This window comes from Pseudomonas sp. MTM4 (genome assembly GCF_019355055.1).
In the GTDB taxonomy this organism is placed as follows: domain Bacteria; phylum Pseudomonadota; class Gammaproteobacteria; order Pseudomonadales; family Pseudomonadaceae; genus Stutzerimonas.
Genome location: NZ_CP048411.1, coordinates 2412159 through 2427859 on the forward strand (window position 1 = coordinate 2412159; position 15701 = coordinate 2427859).

General features: G+C 62.3%; 12 protein-coding genes. 8 read left to right on the forward strand and 4 right to left on the reverse strand.

Features of this window, described 5'->3' with window-relative positions:
- Positions 1-113 precede the first annotated feature (113 nt).
- From GYM54_RS11095 to GYM54_RS11130, 8 genes are all read left to right on the forward strand, one after another.
- Positions 114-1358 carry an NAD(P)/FAD-dependent oxidoreductase gene (locus GYM54_RS11095; protein WP_197445216.1) on the forward strand — a complete coding sequence of 415 codons (1245 nt, stop codon included), beginning with the start codon at positions 114-116 and terminating at the stop codon, positions 1356-1358.
- 10 nt (positions 1359-1368) lie between these two features.
- Complete coding sequence (locus tag GYM54_RS11100) at positions 1369-1902, forward strand: DUF3261 domain-containing protein (protein WP_197445217.1); 534 nt, start codon at positions 1369-1371, stop codon at positions 1900-1902.
- Positions 1899-3083 (forward strand): beta-ketoacyl-[acyl-carrier-protein] synthase family protein, encoded by a 1185-nt coding sequence (locus GYM54_RS11105; RefSeq protein WP_197445218.1) that lies wholly within the window; start codon positions 1899-1901, stop codon positions 3081-3083. The genes GYM54_RS11100 and GYM54_RS11105 overlap by 4 nt, the downstream gene beginning before the upstream one ends.
- Positions 3083-3535, forward strand: a complete 453-nt coding sequence (locus GYM54_RS11110; protein WP_197445219.1) for a hotdog family protein — start codon at positions 3083-3085, stop codon at positions 3533-3535. The genes GYM54_RS11105 and GYM54_RS11110 overlap by 1 nt, the downstream gene beginning before the upstream one ends.
- A complete protein-coding gene (fabG, locus tag GYM54_RS11115) occupies positions 3532-4260 on the forward strand; it encodes a 3-oxoacyl-ACP reductase FabG (RefSeq protein WP_197445220.1) in 729 nt (242 codons plus the stop codon). Before GYM54_RS11110 ends, fabG begins: the two co-directional genes overlap by 4 nt.
- Positions 4260-5486 (forward strand): beta-ketoacyl-ACP synthase, encoded by a 1227-nt coding sequence (locus tag GYM54_RS11120; protein ID WP_197445221.1) that lies wholly within the window; start codon positions 4260-4262, stop codon positions 5484-5486. The genes fabG and GYM54_RS11120 overlap by 1 nt, the downstream gene beginning before the upstream one ends.
- Before the next feature lie 259 nt (positions 5487-5745).
- Positions 5746-6183 carry an excinuclease gene (locus GYM54_RS11125; protein WP_197445222.1) on the forward strand — a complete coding sequence of 146 codons (438 nt, stop codon included), beginning with the start codon at positions 5746-5748 and terminating at the stop codon, positions 6181-6183.
- A gap of 156 nt (positions 6184-6339) precedes the next feature.
- Complete coding sequence (locus tag GYM54_RS11130) at positions 6340-6633, forward strand: hypothetical protein (protein ID WP_131651796.1); 294 nt, start codon at positions 6340-6342, stop codon at positions 6631-6633.
- Between the two features lie 149 nt (positions 6634-6782).
- Here GYM54_RS11130 and hemE read toward each other — a convergent pair whose 3' ends face one another.
- The 4 genes from hemE to GYM54_RS11150 all read right to left on the reverse strand — a co-directional run bounded on the left by hemE (position 6783) and on the right by GYM54_RS11150 (position 15698).
- A complete protein-coding gene (gene hemE / locus GYM54_RS11135; protein ID WP_197445223.1) occupies positions 6783-7847 on the reverse strand; it encodes a uroporphyrinogen decarboxylase in 1065 nt (354 codons plus the stop codon).
- 180 nt (positions 7848-8027) lie between these two features.
- Entirely contained in the window at positions 8028-9446 is a 1419-nt protein-coding gene (locus tag GYM54_RS11140; protein ID WP_181104585.1) for an FAD-dependent oxidoreductase, read from the reverse strand.
- Positions 9447-9557: 111 nt separating this feature from the next.
- Complete coding sequence (gltB, locus tag GYM54_RS11145; RefSeq protein WP_181104587.1) at positions 9558-14009, reverse strand: glutamate synthase large subunit; 4452 nt, start codon at positions 14007-14009, stop codon at positions 9558-9560.
- Positions 14010-14183: 174 nt separating this feature from the next.
- Positions 14184-15698 carry an SPOR domain-containing protein gene (locus tag GYM54_RS11150; RefSeq protein WP_197445224.1) on the reverse strand — a complete coding sequence of 505 codons (1515 nt, stop codon included), beginning with the start codon at positions 15696-15698 and terminating at the stop codon, positions 14184-14186.
- Between the last annotated feature and the right edge of the window lie 3 nt (positions 15699-15701).

Genomic DNA, 15701 nt, shown 5'->3' on the forward strand with positions numbered 1-15701 from the left:
TGCGGCGACATCCATCGTGAGCTGCGCATCGCCTCGATCCAGCGCTGAGCATTTCCCGCGGTTGCCTTACGGCGGCCATCCTTCCAACCGAGTCGATCAAGGACCGGATCTTCATGAATGCAGAACAACGTAGCGTCGTCGTCATTGGTGCGGGACCGTCCGGTGCCATCGCTGCCGCGCTGCTCAAGCGCAAGGGCCATGATGTGCTGATCATCGAGCGGCAGCGCTTTCCGCGTTTCTCCATCGGCGAGAGCCTGCTGTCGCACTGCCTGGATTTCGTCGAGGAAGCCGGGATGCTCGAAGCGGTCCAGGCCGCCGGCTTCCAGACCAAACATGGTGCCGCGTTCGGTTGGGGCGAGCGCTACAGCGAGTTCGATTTCCGCGACAAATTCACCGCGGGTCATGGCAGCACCTATCAGGTCCTGCGCGCCGACTTCGACAAGCTGCTGGCCGACCAGGCCGGGTTGCAGGGCGTCGAGATCCGCTATGAAGAGGAAATCATCGCGGCGGACTTCGCCAACCAGCGCCCGCGTCTGCAGGTGCGCCGCCTGGATGGCAGCGAATACGCCGTCGAAGCGGCGTTCGTGCTCGACGCCAGCGGCTACGGTCGCGTCCTGCCGCGTCTGCTCGATCTGGAGGCGCCGTCGAACTTTCCGCTGCGTCGTGCCGTGTTCACGCATATCCAGGACAACATCGACGACCCGCAATTCGACCGCGACAAGATCCTCATCACCACCCATCCCGAGCTGCGCGACGTCTGGTACTGGACCATTCCCTTCAGCAATGGGCGCTGCTCGCTGGGCGTGGTCGCCAGCGCCGAACGCTACGAAGGCCGCCCGCTGGATCTGGACGCCTGCCTCAAGGAATTCGTGCTGGAGGCGCCCAACCTCAAGCGCATCCTCAAGCATGCCGAATGGGATACCCCGGCGCGCCTGATCGGCGGCTACTCGGCCAACGTCAAGACGCTGCACGGTCCGGGTTTCGCCCTGCTGGGCAATGCGGCGGAATTCCTCGATCCGGTGTTCTCCTCCGGCGTCACCATCGCCATGCGTTCGGCGAGCATGGCGGCGGCCGTGCTGCATCGCCAGCTGGCGGGCGAAACGGTGGACTGGGAAGCGCAGTTCGCGGTGCCGCTCAAGCGCGGCGTGAACACCTTCCGCACCTATGTCGAGGGTTGGTACGACGGCAGCTTCCAGGACGTGATCTATTACGAGCACGCCCAGCCGGAGATTCGCCGGATGATCAGCTCGATCCTCGCCGGCTATGCCTGGGACGAAAAGAACCCCTACGTCGCCGAGCCCAAACGCCGTCTGCGAGTGCTGGCCGAGCTGTGCGCCGCGCCTGTGACGAGTGCCTGAGTCTTCTTGCATGACTGCACTGAACCGTCACACATGCTGCCTGGTCTGGCTGTCGCTGGCACTGATGCTCGGCGCCTGCGCCCAACGCGCAACGCTGCCGACTCAGATGCCACGGCTCGATTTGCCGCTGCAGCTGCAAATCGAGCGCCGGAGCCAGGACGACGTGCGTACCTGGCTGCTGGTGATCCAGCAGGAAGGCGCTGCCTTGCGCTGGTCGCTGCTCGATCCACTGGGCGTTCCGCTGGCGCGCCAGCTGTTGATCAATGGCCAATGGCGGGCGGATGGCCTGCTCCCGCCCAATGCCGGGGCGCGCGAGCTGTTCGCCGCCCTGCTGTTCGCCTTGACGCCTGCCGATCAACTGGACGACCTGTACTCCGATACGTCTTGGAGCCAGCAGCAGGACGGGCGATCACTGGCAAGCGATACGCCGTCGGCGTGGCACGTCCGGTATCGGGAGAACGATCGCTTCGATCTCGACGTAGGGTCGGCGCTGACCTATGGTGTCGCCCCCATCGCGACAGCCACCGGAGCCCGCCAGAAATGACCGCCTACCTGAACGCCCTCGGCGTGATCTGCGCGCTGGGTCGCGGTAAGGCCGAGGTGACCCGACGGCTGCTGACAGGTGACGGTTCGGCCATGCAGCCGTATCCGCAACCGGTTGCCGGTCGGCGCGTTCCGGTCGGTGCCGTCACCTGCGAGCTGCCTTCTCTCGCTGATTTCCCGCAGCGCCACGCAACGCGTAACAACCAGATGCTGCTGGCCGCTGTCGAGGAGATCGAGGCCGAGCTGCATGAAGCCATAGCCCGCTTCGGTCCAGCGCGTATCGGCGTGGTCATGGGCACCAGCACCACCGGTATCCAGGAAGCCAGCCTGGGCATCGCCGGGCTGGCCCGCGACGGCCACCTTCCGGCCAGCTACCACTACGCCCATCAGGAGCTTTGCGCCCCGGCGAGCTTTCTCAGCGAGCGGCTGCAGCTCAGCGGTCCGAGTTACGCCATCTCCACCGCCTGCACCTCCAGCGCACGCGCGCTGCTCAGCGCCAAGCGCCTGCTGGACGCAGGAATCTGCGATGCGGTGATCTGCGGTGGCGTGGATACCCTTTGCGACCTCACACTGCAGGGCTTCAGCGCACTGGAGGCGGTCAGCACGCGTGTCTGCAATCCGTTTTCCGCCAACCGCGACGGGATCAATATCGGCGAGGCGGCGGCCGTATTTCTGATGACGCGCGAGCCAGCGCCCATCGCCCTGCTCGGCGGCGGCGCCAGCTCCGACGCGCATCACATCTCTGCGCCCGATCCGCAAGGGCTAGGCGCCATCGAGGCCATGCGTCAGGCACTAGCCAGCGCATCGGTCGCTGCAGAACAGATCAGCTATCTCAACCTGCACGGCACCGCCACCCGTCACAACGACGCCATGGAAAGCCTGGCAGTTGCCACGGTATTTCCGGGCGGCGTGGCCTGCTCCTCAAGCAAGCCGCTCACCGGCCACACCCTGGGCGCCGCCGGGGCGTTGGAAGCCGCGTTCTGCTGGCTGGCGCTGTCCGACTGCAATCGAGCAGGCCTACTGCCACCGCATCGCTGGGATAACGAGGAGGATGCCGACTTGCCGCGTCTGAATCTGGTCACCGACGGTACGACCATGGCTGCAGCGGCCCGACGAGCGATGATGAGCAACTCCTTCGCCTTCGGCGGCAACAACATCAGCCTGATCCTGGGAGACGCGTAATGATCGACTGGCCAATCGCCGAATTGCTGCCCCACGCCGGCAACATGATCCTGCTCGACGCGGTCGAGGCCTTCGACGCCGAAAGCCTGGAAGCCAGGCTGCAGGTGAAGCCCACCGGGCTGCTCAATCTGCCCGACGGCAGTCTGCCGGCCTGGGTCGGCGTGGAAATCATGGCGCAGGCCGTCGCCGCGTTCGCCGGCTGTCAATCACGCCTGGCCGGGCTGCCGGTCGAGCTGGGTTTCCTACTCGGCACCCGCAACTATCAATGCAATGTCGAGCACTTCCCGGCCGGCGCCACGCTGCGCATCCGTGCGCTGCGCTCGCTGCAGGATGACAACGGTATGGGCGTGTTCGAATGCCATCTTGACGGGCCCGATATCCATGCCGAGGCGCGTCTCAACGTGTTCCGCCCGCCCGAGGTGGCGAGCTATCTTCAAGAGCCCACTCCATGAGCAAAACCATTCTCGTCACTGGCTCCAGCCGTGGCATCGGCCGGGCCATCGCCCTGCGCCTGGCCGAAAGCGGCCACGACATCGTCCTGCACTGCCGCGCCAGGCGCGATGAGGCCGAAGCCGTGCAAGCGCGCATTCAGGCCATGGGCCGCCAGGCGCGCATCCTGCAATTCGACGTTGCAGACCGTGAGCAATGCCGCATGCAGCTGGAGGCCGATATCGAAGCGCATGACGCCTACTACGGGGTGGTCTGCAACGCCGGCCTGACCCGCGACGGCGCATTTCCGGCGCTGAGCGAAGACGACTGGGATCAAGTGCTGCGTACCAATCTGGATGGCTTTTTCAACGTGCTGCAGCCGTTGACCATGCCGATGATTCGCCGCCGCCAGCCCGGCCGGATCGTGTGCATCACGTCCGTCTCTGGCCTGATCGGCAATCGAGGCCAGGTCAACTACAGTGCCTCCAAGGCCGGGGTGATCGGCGCGGCCAAGGCGCTGGCGGTGGAACTGGGCAAACGCCGGATCACCGTCAACTGCGTCGCGCCAGGACTGATCGACACCGACATGCTCGACGAACACCTGCCCATCGAGGAGATGCTCAAGATGATCCCCGCCCAGCGCATGGGAACGCCCGAGGAGGTCGCCGGAGCGGTGAACTTCCTGATGTCGGATGAGGCAGGCTACATCACTCGCCAGGTATTGGCCGTGAACGGCGGGCTGTGCTGATGAAACGCGTCGTCGTCACCGGCATGGCCGGCATCACTTCGCTGGGCAACGACTGGGCTTCCATCGAAGCCAACTTCAGCGCCAGCCGCAGCGGCATCCGCCGCATGGACGAGTGGGATCGCTTCCGCGAGCTGAATACCCGCCTGGCCGGCCCGGTGGATGATTTCGTCGTGCCTTCGCACTGGACACGCAAGCAACTGCGCAGCATGGGCCGCGTCTCACGGTTGTCGGTGAAAGCCGCCGAGCAGGCTCTGCAGCAAGCGGGGCTGCTTGACGATCAGAGCATCCGTGACGGACGTATGGGCGTCGCCTGTGGCTCGTCCACCGGCAGCACCGAAGAAATCAAGGCCTTCGGCAACATGCTGCTCAATTCGGTCGCCGATGGCCTCAACGCCAACTCCTACATCCGCATGATGCCGCACACCACGGCGGCCAACATCAGCATCTTTTTCGGCCTGACCGGCAGGGTGATCCCCACGTCCAGCGCCTGCACCAGCGGCAGCCAAGGCATCGGTTACGCCTATGAAGCGATCAAGTACGGGCGCCTGCCGCTGATGCTGGCCGGCGGTGCCGAGGAGCTCTGCGCCACCGAGGCCATGGTGTTCGACGCGCTTTACGCGACCAGCCTGAAGAACGATGCGCCGCAGACCACGCCCCGCCCCTACGACAGCGGCCGCGACGGTCTGGTGATCGGCGAAGGCGCCGGCATGCTGGTGCTCGAGGAACTGGAACATGCCTTCGCCCGCGGCGCTACCATTTATGCCGAGCTGGTCGGCTTCGGCAGCAATGCCGATGGCCAGCACGCGACGAAACCCGAGCAGGTGACCATGCGCCGGGCCATGGAGCTGGCGCTAGAAGATGCGGGTTTGCAAGCCGAGGCGATCGGCTACGTCAACGGCCACGGCACCGCTACCGAGCAGGGCGACATTGCCGAAACCCACGCGACTCAGGCGCTGTTCGGTTCGCGTATGCCCATCAGTTCGCAGAAGAGTTTTTTCGGGCACACGCTGGGCGCTTGCGGGGCTCTGGAATCCTGGTTCAGCATCGAAATGATGAACCGCGACCGCTATATACACACGCTCAATCTCGACGAGATCGATCCGCGCTGTGGCGAGCTGGACTATATCGTCGGCTCGCCGCGGACCATGCAGCACGAATACGTCATGAACAACAATTTCGCCTTCGGCGGTATCAATACGTCACTGATTTTCCGCCGCTGGGCCTGACAGGGACCGTTGAAAACTACCTGCGTTGGCAATACTGCGTTAAAAACAGGCTCGGATGCGAGCCCAGTCGGCCTGCTCATTTAGGCCACTAAACTCCGCGTCCTCGCCTGTTTTGACTCGCTACGCTCGCCCTTCGGGCCAGCCTTCGGCTGTTACTCCCGCTGGTCGTAGCGCCTTGTCTTGCCTGCCTCGTCTACGTTTTTCAACGGCCTGTCTGAGTGCTTAAAGGTCACCCAAAAACAATGCAAGGAGAATGCACATGAAAAAAGCTACCTGGATCGGCACGGCGCTCGTGCTCTGCGCTCTGCCCGGCATCAGCCAGGCCCGCGACACCGTCCACTATCTCCCCTTCGATGAAGTGGTCGCCGAAGCCACCACCGCGGGCCGGCTGGACGGCAGCGTGAAGTTCTACCTCGCCAAGCGCCCAGCCGGGACGAAAATCGTCCGCAGCGGCGTCACCACCAGCAAGAAGACCAACGCCTTCAACAAGAGCGACGAAGAAGCCTGCCGTTGGGTGCTGCAGTCCGCGCTGATCAACCTGCAGAACGCCGCCAAGGCCGCCGGCGCCAACGCGGTGGTGGACCTCACCAGCAACTACAAGCACGTCGAGTACAAGGACAGCGAAAAATATGAATGCCACGCCGGGGCGGTTATCGCGGGCGTCGCCCTCAAGGGTAATCTGGCCGAGGTCAAATAATGCGGCTGCGCCCGTGCCAACGGTGATGGGCGCTACAGCTTTGCCAGGCGGCGCGGCAGTTTCCGGCTGTCGCCGCAACCATCCTTCCATGCGAACGAATAGCTGACCGGTAAGTCAACAGAAGCAGAACCTGTCCATCATTTCAGGAGCCGCGTCATGTTCGGTAACTCGTCGCATAAATTCGAAGTCAATTACATCTTCCAGAACGACCCACGCGCCCAAATCATCGAATCGGAAGATGAGAGTCTCTCCCAGGGCGAGGCCGCCCGGCGCCTGATCGAGCACCATAATGCCGATGCGGAAAATAGCCTGGTCATGCCCGATGCGGATGCTGAAGAAACCGAGCTGCTACGACAGGCCGAGGTCGTGGGGATCACCGATATCCGCGTAACCCGGCTGGTTCATGAGCATGAGTCGGGCACCACGCCAGGGCATTATCAGCAGCCTTGAAAGCTGCAAGCTGCAAGCTGCAAGCTGCAAGCTGCAAGCTGCAAGCTGCAAGCTGCAAGCTGCAAGTGGTTCAGCTTGGCTGGCACCGCAATGCTGCCAAGCTTTTTCTGCTTTAAATTGAGCTCATGGCTTGCAGCTTATAGCTGCTCTTAGCCGTGGTATTGCGCCGAGAGTTCGTGCACCGACTCGATGAAGGCACCGGCATGGGCCGGATCGACTTCCGGCGTGATGCCGTGGCCCAAGTTGAATACGTGGCCTTCGCCCTGGCCGAAGCTGGCCAGGATACGCCCCACTTCGGCGCGGATCGCCTCCGGTTTGGCGTATAGCACGCTGGGGTCCATGTTGCCCTGCAGAGCAACCTTGTCACCCACGCGAGCACGCGCGTTGCCGATGTCGCAGGTCCAGTCCAGACCCAGCGCTTCGACGCCGGAGGCAGCCATGGATTCCAGCCACAGCCCGCCGCCCTTGGTGAAGAGGATCACCGGGACGCGGCGACCGTCGTGCTCGCGAATCAAGCCATCGACGATTTTCTGCATATAGGCCAGGGAAAACTCTTGATAAGCGGCGGCGGAAAGGCTGCCGCCCCAGGAGTCGAAGATCTGCACCGCTTGCGCGCCGGCCAGGATCTGGCCGTTGAGGTAGCTGGTCACCGACTGCGCCAGCTTGCCGAGTAGTGCATGCATGGCCTGCGGATTCTCGTAAAGCATGGCCTTGGACTTGCGGAAGTCCTTGGAGGAGCCGCCTTCGACCATGTAGGTCGCCAGCGTCCAGGGGCTACCGGAAAAGCCGATCAGCGGAACGCGGCCGCTCAGCTCGCGGCGAATGGTGCGCACCGCGTCCATGACATAGCCCAAATCTTTTTCCGGGTCCGGAATCGGCAGCGCCTCGATGTCGGCCAGGCTGCTGACGACTTTCTTGAAGCGTGGACCCTCTCCGGTTTCGAAGTACAGACCCAGACCCATGGCGTCCGGCACGGTGAGGATGTCTGAAAACAGAATGGCGGCGTCCAGCGGATAGCGGTCCAGAGGCTGCAGAGTGACTTCGCAGGCCAGCTCGGGATTCATGCACAGGCTCATGAAGTCCCCCGCCTTGCTGCGACTGGCCCGGTATTCCGGAAGGTAGCGTCCGGCCTGACGCATCATCCACACCGGGGTGACGTCGACAGGTTGCTTGAGCAGGGCGCGAAGGAAGCGATCGTTCTTCAAGGCAGTCATGTCTGGGTTCCAGCAAAAGAGTGGCGGCATTGTCGCAAAGCACAAAACAAAAGGCACGGCGAGCGCCGTGCCTTTTGTCTATGGGCTTGATTCAGATCAGGCGTGTTTGGAGCGCTAGCTGGAAGCGTGGGCCGAAGCCCGAAGCGGTCTTGCTTCCCGCTTCAGGCTTCCAGCTGCGTTTCAGACTTCCAGATAGTCGAGAATCCCTTCAGCCGCCTGACGGCCTTCGAAGATCGCCGTCACCACCAGATCGGAGCCGCGCACCATGTCGCCACCCGCAAAGATCTTCGGGTTGCTGGTCTGGTGCTTGAACTGGCCGACCTCCGGCGCCACGACGCGCCCTTGGTTGTCGGTCTGGATGCCCTGACCTTCGAACCAGTCGGCCGGGCTCGGACGGAAACCGAAGGCGATGACCACAGCATCAGCCGGCAGCACTTCCTCGGAACCGGGGATCGGCTCGGGGCTGCGGCGACCGCGGGCGTCCGGCGCGCCGAGACGGGTTTCGACCACCTTGACGCCTTCGACCTTGCCTTCGCCGACAATGGCGATGGGCTGGCGGTTGAAGAGGAATTTCACTCCCTCCTCCTTGGCATTCTTCACTTCCTTGCGCGAGCCCGGCATGTTCGCCGCGTCACGCCGATAGGCGCAGGTCACGCTCTTAGCGCCCTGGCGAATGGAGGTGCGGTTGCAGTCCATCGCGGTGTCACCACCGCCGAGCACCACGACCTTCTTGCCTTTCATGTCGACGAAGTCTTCTGGGGACTTCTCGAAACCGAGGTTGCGGTTGACGTTGGCGATCAGGAAGTCCAGCGCATCGTGCACGCCCGGCAGGTCTTCGCCAGGGAAGCCGCCCTTCATGTAGGTGTATGTGCCCATGCCCATGAACACCGCATCGTAATCAGCCAGCAGTTGATCGATGCTGATGTCCTTGCCCACTTCGGTATTCAGCCGGAACTCGATGCCCATACCGCCGAAGATCTCGCGACGACGACTGAGGACGCTCTTCTCCAGCTTGAATTCGGGGATGCCGAAGGTCAGCAGGCCGCCGATCTCGGGGTTCTTGTCGAAGACCACCGGCGTCACACCGCTGCGCACCAGCACGTCGGCACAACCCAGACCGGCCGGGCCGGCACCGATGATCGCGACCTTTTTGCCGGTCGGCTTGACCTTGGACATGTCCGGACGCCAGCCCATCGCGAACGCGGTGTCGGCGATGTACTTCTCCACCGAGCCGATGGTGACCGCACCGAAACCGTCGTTCAGGGTACAGGCGCCTTCGCATAGGCGGTCTTGAGGACAAACGCGACCGCAGACTTCCGGCAGCGTGTTGGTCTGATGCGCCAGCTCGGCGGCAGCGAGGATGTTGCCCTCGGAGACCAGCTTGAGCCAGTTGGGAATGTAGTTGTGGACCGGGCACTTCCACTCGCAATAAGGGTTGCCGCAGCCCAGACAACGGTGCGCCTGCTCGCATGCTTGCTGCGGCTTGAAGGGTTCGTAGATCTCGACGAACTCCTTCTTGCGCTGACGCAGCAGCTTCTTCTTCGGATCCTTGCGCCCGACCTCGATGAACTGGAAGTCGTTATTCAGACGTTCAGTCATTTCAAAACCTCTTAACAGCAGCGGCGAGCCTCAAGCTACAAGCCGCAAAGACGATCACGGAGCCGCGCCTCGCACCACTCGTGGCTTGAGGCCTGCGGCTTGGAGCTGCTTTTATTGTGGATTCGCTCGGGTGGTCGAGAGCAACGATGCCAGGTTGGCCGCCTTCGGCTTGACCAGCCAGAAGCGCCGCAGGTAGTCATCGAGATCCTCTAGTAACTTCGCGCCCCACGCGCTGCCGGTTTCGGCGACGTACTCTCGCAGTACCTCTTGCAGGTGGCTGCGATGGGCCTCCATCGCTTCACCCGTGATGCGCTGCAGGTTCACCAGTTCGTTGTTCACCCGATCGACGAAGCTGTTGTCCATATCGAGCACGTAAGCGAAACCACCGGTCATACCGGAACCGAAGTTGTAACCGGTCTTGCCGAGCACGCAGACGAAACCACCGGTCATGTATTCACAGCAGTGATCGCCTGTGCCTTCGACCACCGCATGCGCACCGGAGTTACGCACGGCGAAACGCTCACCGGCCGTACCGCTGGCAAACAACTTGCCGCCGGTTGCGCCATACAGGCAGGTATTGCCGACGATGGCCGACTGCTGCGACTCGAACACACTGCTCTTCGGCGGGGTGACTACCAGCTTGCCGCCGGTCATGCCCTTGCCGACATAGTCGTTGGCGTCGCCTTCCAGATACAGGCTCAAACCGCCTGCGTTCCAGACACCAAAGCTCTGGCCCGCCGTGCCCTTGAAGCGGAAGGTGATCGGCGCATCCTTCATGCCCTGGTTGCCATGTACTCGAGCAATTTCACCGGACACACGCGCACCGATGGAGCGGTCGCAGTTGCAGATTTCCAGTTCGAATTCGCCGCCGCTCTTGGCATCGATGGCTGAGCGAGCGAGTTTGACCATTTCTTCGGCTAACAGACCTTGATCGAACGGTGGATTCTTCTCTACTTGGCAGAACTGCGGCTTATCGGCAGGAATGTGATCGCTGCCGAGTAGCGGCGTCAGGTCCAGATGGTTCTGCTTGGTGGTCTCGCCTGGCAGCACTTCGAGCAGATCGGTACGGCCAATCAGCTCCTGCAGGCTGCGCACACCGAGCCTCGCCAGCCACTCGCGGGTTTCCTCGGCAACGAAGGTGAAGAAATTGACCACCATGTCGACGGTGCCGATGAAGTGATCCTTGCGCAGCTGGTCATTCTGCGTGGCGACGCCGGTGGCGCAGTTGTTCAGGTGGCAGATGCGCAGATACTTGCAGCCCAGCGCGATCATCGGCGCCGTTCCGAAGCCGAAGCTTTCGGCGCCGAGAATGGCGGCTTTGACCACGTCGAGGCCAGTCTTCAGACCACCATCGGTCTGTACCCGGACCTTGCCGCGCAGGTCGTTGCCGCGCAGGGTTTGATGGGTCTCGGCCAGACCGAGCTCCCATGGCGAGCCGGCATAGCGGATGGAGGTCAGTGGCGAAGCACCGGTGCCACCGTCATATCCGGAAATGGTGATCAAATCAGCGTAGGCCTTGGCAACGCCGGCGGCGATTGTGCCGACACCCGGTTCGGCGACCAGTTTGACCGAGACCAGCGCGGTCGGATTGACCTGTTTGAGATCGAAGATCAGCTGAGCCAAATCTTCGATCGAGTAGATGTCGTGGTGCGGCGGCGGCGAAATCAGCGTGACGCCCGGCACCGCATAACGCAGCTTGGCGATCAGACCGTTGACCTTGCCGCCGGGCAGCTGTCCGCCTTCGCCGGGTTTGGCGCCTTGAGCGACCTTGATCTGCAGCACTTCAGCGTTAACCAGATACTCCGGGGTGACACCGAAGCGACCTGTCGCCACTTGCTTGATCTTCGAGCTGCGTTCGGTGCCATAGCGCGCCGGATCTTCACCGCCCTCGCCAGAGTTGGAGCGCGCGCCAATGCGGTTCATCGCCGCGGCGATCGCCTCATGCGCCTCGGGAGACAGCGCGCCGAGCGAGATGCCGGCCGAGTCGAAGCGCTTGAGGATCTGCTCCAGCGGTTCGACCTCTTCGAGCGCCAGCGGCTGCTCCGATACCTTGAGCTGGAGCAGGTCACGCAACATGGCAGCGGGGCGCTGATCGACCAGCGCGGTGTATTCCTTGAAACGGCCGTAGTCACCCTGCAGCACCGCAACCTGCAGCGCCGCAACCACATCAGGGTTGTAGGCGTGATACTCACCGCCGTAGACGAACTTCAACAGCCCGCCCTGCTGGATCGGCTTGCGACTGCTCCAGGCTTGCGCCGCAAGCGCTTTCTGTTCGGCTTCCAGATCGACGAAGCGCGCGCCCTTGATACGGCTGGCAACGCCACGGAAGCTGAGATCGACCACTTCGTCCGCCAGCCCCACGGCTTCGAACAGCTGGGCACCGCGGTACGAGGTAATGGTCGAGATGCCCATCTTCGAGATGATTTTCAGCAGCCCCTTGGAAATGCCCTTGCGGTAGTGCTTGAACACCTCATAAAGGTCGCCCAGCACTTCGCCGGTGCGGATCAGATCGCCCAGCACTTCGTAAGCAAGGAAGGGATAAACCGCCGTCGCACCAAAGCCGATCAGCACGGCGAATTGATGCGGATCGCGAGCACTCGCGGTCTCGACCAGAATGTTGCAATCGCAGCGCAGTCCGGTCTCGATCAGCCTATGGTGCACAGCCCCCACGGCCAGCGAGGCATGCACCGGCAACTTGCCCGGCGCGATATGGCGATCGCTCAACACCAGCAGCACCTTGCCGCCGCGCACCGCCTCTTCGGCCTGATCGGCAATGTTGCGCACCGCCGCCTCGAGCCCGAACGATTCGTCGTAGTTGAGATCGATCAGCTGGCGCTCGAAGCCCGGCCGGTCGAGTTCCATGATGGTCCGCCACTTGGCCGGCGAGATCACAGGCGTGGTCAGGATCGCGCGGTTGGCGTGATCGGCGGTTTCTTCGAAGACGTTGCGCTCGGCACCCAGGCAGGTCTCCAGCGACATCACGATGGCTTCGCGCAGTGGATCGATCGGCGGGTTGGTAACCTGCGCGAATTGCTGGCGGAAGTAATCGAACGGCGAACGCACCCGCCGCGACAGCACCGCCATCGGCGTATCATCGCCCATGGAGCCGACCGCTTCCTGGCCCTGCTCGGCCAGTGGGCGCAGCACCTGGTCACGCTCCTCGAAGGTGACCTGGAACATCTTCATGTACTGCTTGAGCTGATCGGCATCGTAGAACGCCGAACCGTGGTCGTTATCGTCCAGGGTCGACTGGATGCGCAGCGCGTTCTGACGCAACCACTTCTTGTAGGGATGTTGGGACTTCAGACGATTGTCGATGTCGTCCGTGTGCAATACCTGCCCGGTTTGGGTGTCGACGGCCAGAATCTGACCTGGTCCCACGCGGCCCTTGGCGATGACGTCCTCGGGCTTGTAGTCCCACACGCCAACTTCCGAAGCCAGCGTGATGTAGCCATTGGTGGTGGTGACCCAGCGCGCCGGACGCAGACCGTTGCGGTCGAGCAGGCAGATCGCATGGCGGCCATCGGTAAGTACCACGCCGGCCGGACCATCCCAGGCCTCCATGTGCATGGAATTGTATTCGTAGAATGCGCGCAGGTCCGGATCCATGGTTTCGACGTTCTGCCAGGCCGGCGGAATGATCATGCGTAGGCTGCGGAACAGATCCATACCGCCGGTGACCAGCAGCTCCAGCATGTTGTCCATGCTCGACGAGTCGGAGCCGGTGCGGTTGACGACCAGCGGATCGAGATTTTCCAGGTCCGGCAGCAATTCGTTGGCGAATTTCAGGCGACGCGCCTGAGCCCAGTTGCGGTTACCGGTGATGGTGTTGATTTCGCCGTTGTGGGCCAGGAAGCGAAACGGCTGAGCGAGCGGCCACTGCGGCATCGTGTTGGTGGAGAAACGCTGATGGAACACGCAAATGGCGGTCGCCAGACGCTCGTCGCCGAGATCGGGATAGAACTGCGCCAAATCGGCCGGCATCATCAGGCCTTTGTAGATGATGTCCTTGTCGGAAAAGCTGCAAACATAGAATTCCCTGTCGGCAGCCAGCGCAACTTCGGCACGGCGGCGCGCGAAGAACAGCTTGATACCGAAGTCGCGCTCGGACAGGCCTTCAGCCGAGACGAACACCTGTTCTATACGCGGCAGACGCTCCAGCGCCAGGCGGCCCAGCACGCTGGTATCGACCGGAACTTCACGCCAGCCAATCAGGGTCAGCCCTTGCGCGGCGATCTGTTCGTTGAAGCAGGCGCGGGCCGCATCGGCCTTGGCCGCGTCCTGGCTGAGAAAGATCATGCCGACGGCATAGAGTGCCGGCAGGTCTACATCAAAATGCTGTTTGGCCATGGCTCGCAGGAACCCATCGGGCTTCTGCATCAGCAGGCCGCAGCCATCGCCGGTTTTACCGTCGGCGTTGATGCCACCGCGGTGAGTCATGCAAGTAAGGGATTGAATGGCTGTCTGAAGCAGGTGATGGCTTGCCTCGCCCTGCATGTGGGCGATCAAACCGAAGCCGCAGTTATCCTTGAACTCTTCAGGACGAAAAAGACCTGCTCTCATAGGCACTCCACCAGCTAAATACGTTGTAAATCAACCCCTTATTGACGGCGCACGGAACCACCCCGTCATACACGCGGGCAAAAGGGGGAGCAGTTTACAAAGCCGGCTAGAACGACACAATTTTTTTTTGCAAGCCCCAAAAAGGTGCATTGCGCACCTTTTTGGGGCGTGTTTTTAGCGAGCTTGAATCTCTTGCTGCACGCTAGCGAAACTCCGCGCCCATGGCTTACCCGACCTCAACGAGGCCGGCAGAGTCTTGATGGCCTCAAGCGCTGCATTGCGGCTGGCAAATGAACCATAAGTAACCACGTATAGCGGCTTGCCCTCATGCTGCTTGACGAAGTACCGGTAGGTTTCACCGTGCTGCTTCACCAACGCCTCGGCGTTACTATGGGTACGCGTCCCCAGCACCTGTATCAGATAGTTGGTTTTGGGCTGACTGGCGTACCAGCTCGCCGTAGAGGCAGGCGCATCAGGCTTCGCGACCGCCGGCTGCACCGGCTCGCGAGGCGTCTCGACTGGCGGAGCAGGTTCAACCGCAGAGCGCTGGATCGTAGCGTTATCTGCAGCCGTAGGAGCTGGCGCGGTATTGCGTAACGGCTCGCTGACGATTGCGGGCTCTTCTTCAATCACGGCCGGTGAATTATCCGACTCCAGGCCGCCGGCAGCGGCAAGAGGTTCGCGGACAATCGGCTGATCAGGCTCGGACTGAACGACCTCGGCTGCAGCGCTTTCGTCACCACCCGGATCCTCGGTTGACGTTTCCGGTGAACGTGTTTCCGTAGCGCCCCCTGCATCGAGCGGCAAGCTGGTCGTGGCCGGAGCCACTGATTGATCACTGGAGTCACGCATGAACAACGCAATGACGACGACAAGAACGACCGCCGCCAAAGCCAGCAGGTGCTTCATAGGCAGCGGCAGACTCCAGCCAGTCGACTTCCGATTCGCTTTGGACTGCTGCATGGCATCGACGAGCTCGTCGCGTGCCACCTGATTTATCGCACCAGGCCAGCCACCGGAATTCTCATGGATTCGCGAAATCTGGTCTTCGCTGAAACACTCCAGCCCGCCCCCGGCACCTTCCAGGCGCAACGCCAGATATTCACGGGTCTCGTCTTCTTCGTACGGCTGAAGCGCGATCACATGAAAGCGCTCCTCACCCTCGACCAGCGCCTCCAGGCGCGCCACCAAGCCTTGTTCACCAAACAGAAAGACATGCGGCCTGCCTTCGGGGCTACCCTGGGCCAATCGCAACAGTGTCTCGACCGCAGCGCCCGTCAGCCGCTCAGCGTCGTCGACCAGCAGATAGACCTCCTGCCCGGTGAGCGCTAATTGAATGATCTGCGCCATGATCGAGTCGAAGTCGGCCCGCTGGCTGCCAAGCGCCTGCGCGATCTGTTGCAGGACGAGATTGGCATCGAGGGTGTCCTGAGGCGAAATGACCACGCTCTGAACCGACTGCTTGTTGCTGCTCGCAACGAGCGCCTGGCGCACCAGTGTCTTGCCGCTCCCTTCCGGGCCGGTCACCACCAACAGCAACTGACTGTAGCGGGCCAGATGATGCAATTGCCCTAACACGGGCTTGCGCTGAGCCGGAAAGAACTTGAAGCCTGGCACACGAGCGGCGAAAGGATCGTGACTGAACCCGTAATGGTTCAGGTAGGAATCGTCAGCAGACAAACTGGTCATGGA

Excerpts from the sequence above, each read along its gene's own strand:
- GYM54_RS11110 (WP_197445219.1), top strand. The coding sequence starts at position 3,083 with ATGATCGACTGGCCAATCGCCGAATTGCTGCCCCACGCCGGCAACATG.
- GYM54_RS11140 (WP_181104585.1), bottom strand. The coding sequence starts at position 9,446 with ATGACTGAACGTCTGAATAACGACTTCCAGTTCATCGAGGTCGGGCGC.
- GYM54_RS11095 (WP_197445216.1), top strand. The coding sequence starts at position 114 with ATGAATGCAGAACAACGTAGCGTCGTCGTCATTGGTGCGGGACCGTCC.
- gltB (WP_181104587.1), bottom strand. The coding sequence starts at position 14,009 with ATGAGAGCAGGTCTTTTTCGTCCTGAAGAGTTCAAGGATAACTGCGGC.
- GYM54_RS11100 (WP_197445217.1), top strand. The coding sequence starts at position 1,369 with ATGACTGCACTGAACCGTCACACATGCTGCCTGGTCTGGCTGTCGCTG.
- GYM54_RS11130 (WP_131651796.1), top strand. The coding sequence starts at position 6,340 with ATGTTCGGTAACTCGTCGCATAAATTCGAAGTCAATTACATCTTCCAG.
- GYM54_RS11125 (WP_197445222.1), top strand. The coding sequence starts at position 5,746 with ATGAAAAAAGCTACCTGGATCGGCACGGCGCTCGTGCTCTGCGCTCTG.
- GYM54_RS11105 (WP_197445218.1), top strand. The coding sequence starts at position 1,899 with ATGACCGCCTACCTGAACGCCCTCGGCGTGATCTGCGCGCTGGGTCGC.
- GYM54_RS11150 (WP_197445224.1), bottom strand. The coding sequence starts at position 15,698 with ATGACCAGTTTGTCTGCTGACGATTCCTACCTGAACCATTACGGGTTC.
- fabG (WP_197445220.1), top strand. The coding sequence starts at position 3,532 with ATGAGCAAAACCATTCTCGTCACTGGCTCCAGCCGTGGCATCGGCCGG.
- hemE (WP_197445223.1), bottom strand. The coding sequence starts at position 7,847 with ATGACTGCCTTGAAGAACGATCGCTTCCTTCGCGCCCTGCTCAAGCAA.
- GYM54_RS11120 (WP_197445221.1), top strand. The coding sequence starts at position 4,260 with ATGAAACGCGTCGTCGTCACCGGCATGGCCGGCATCACTTCGCTGGGC.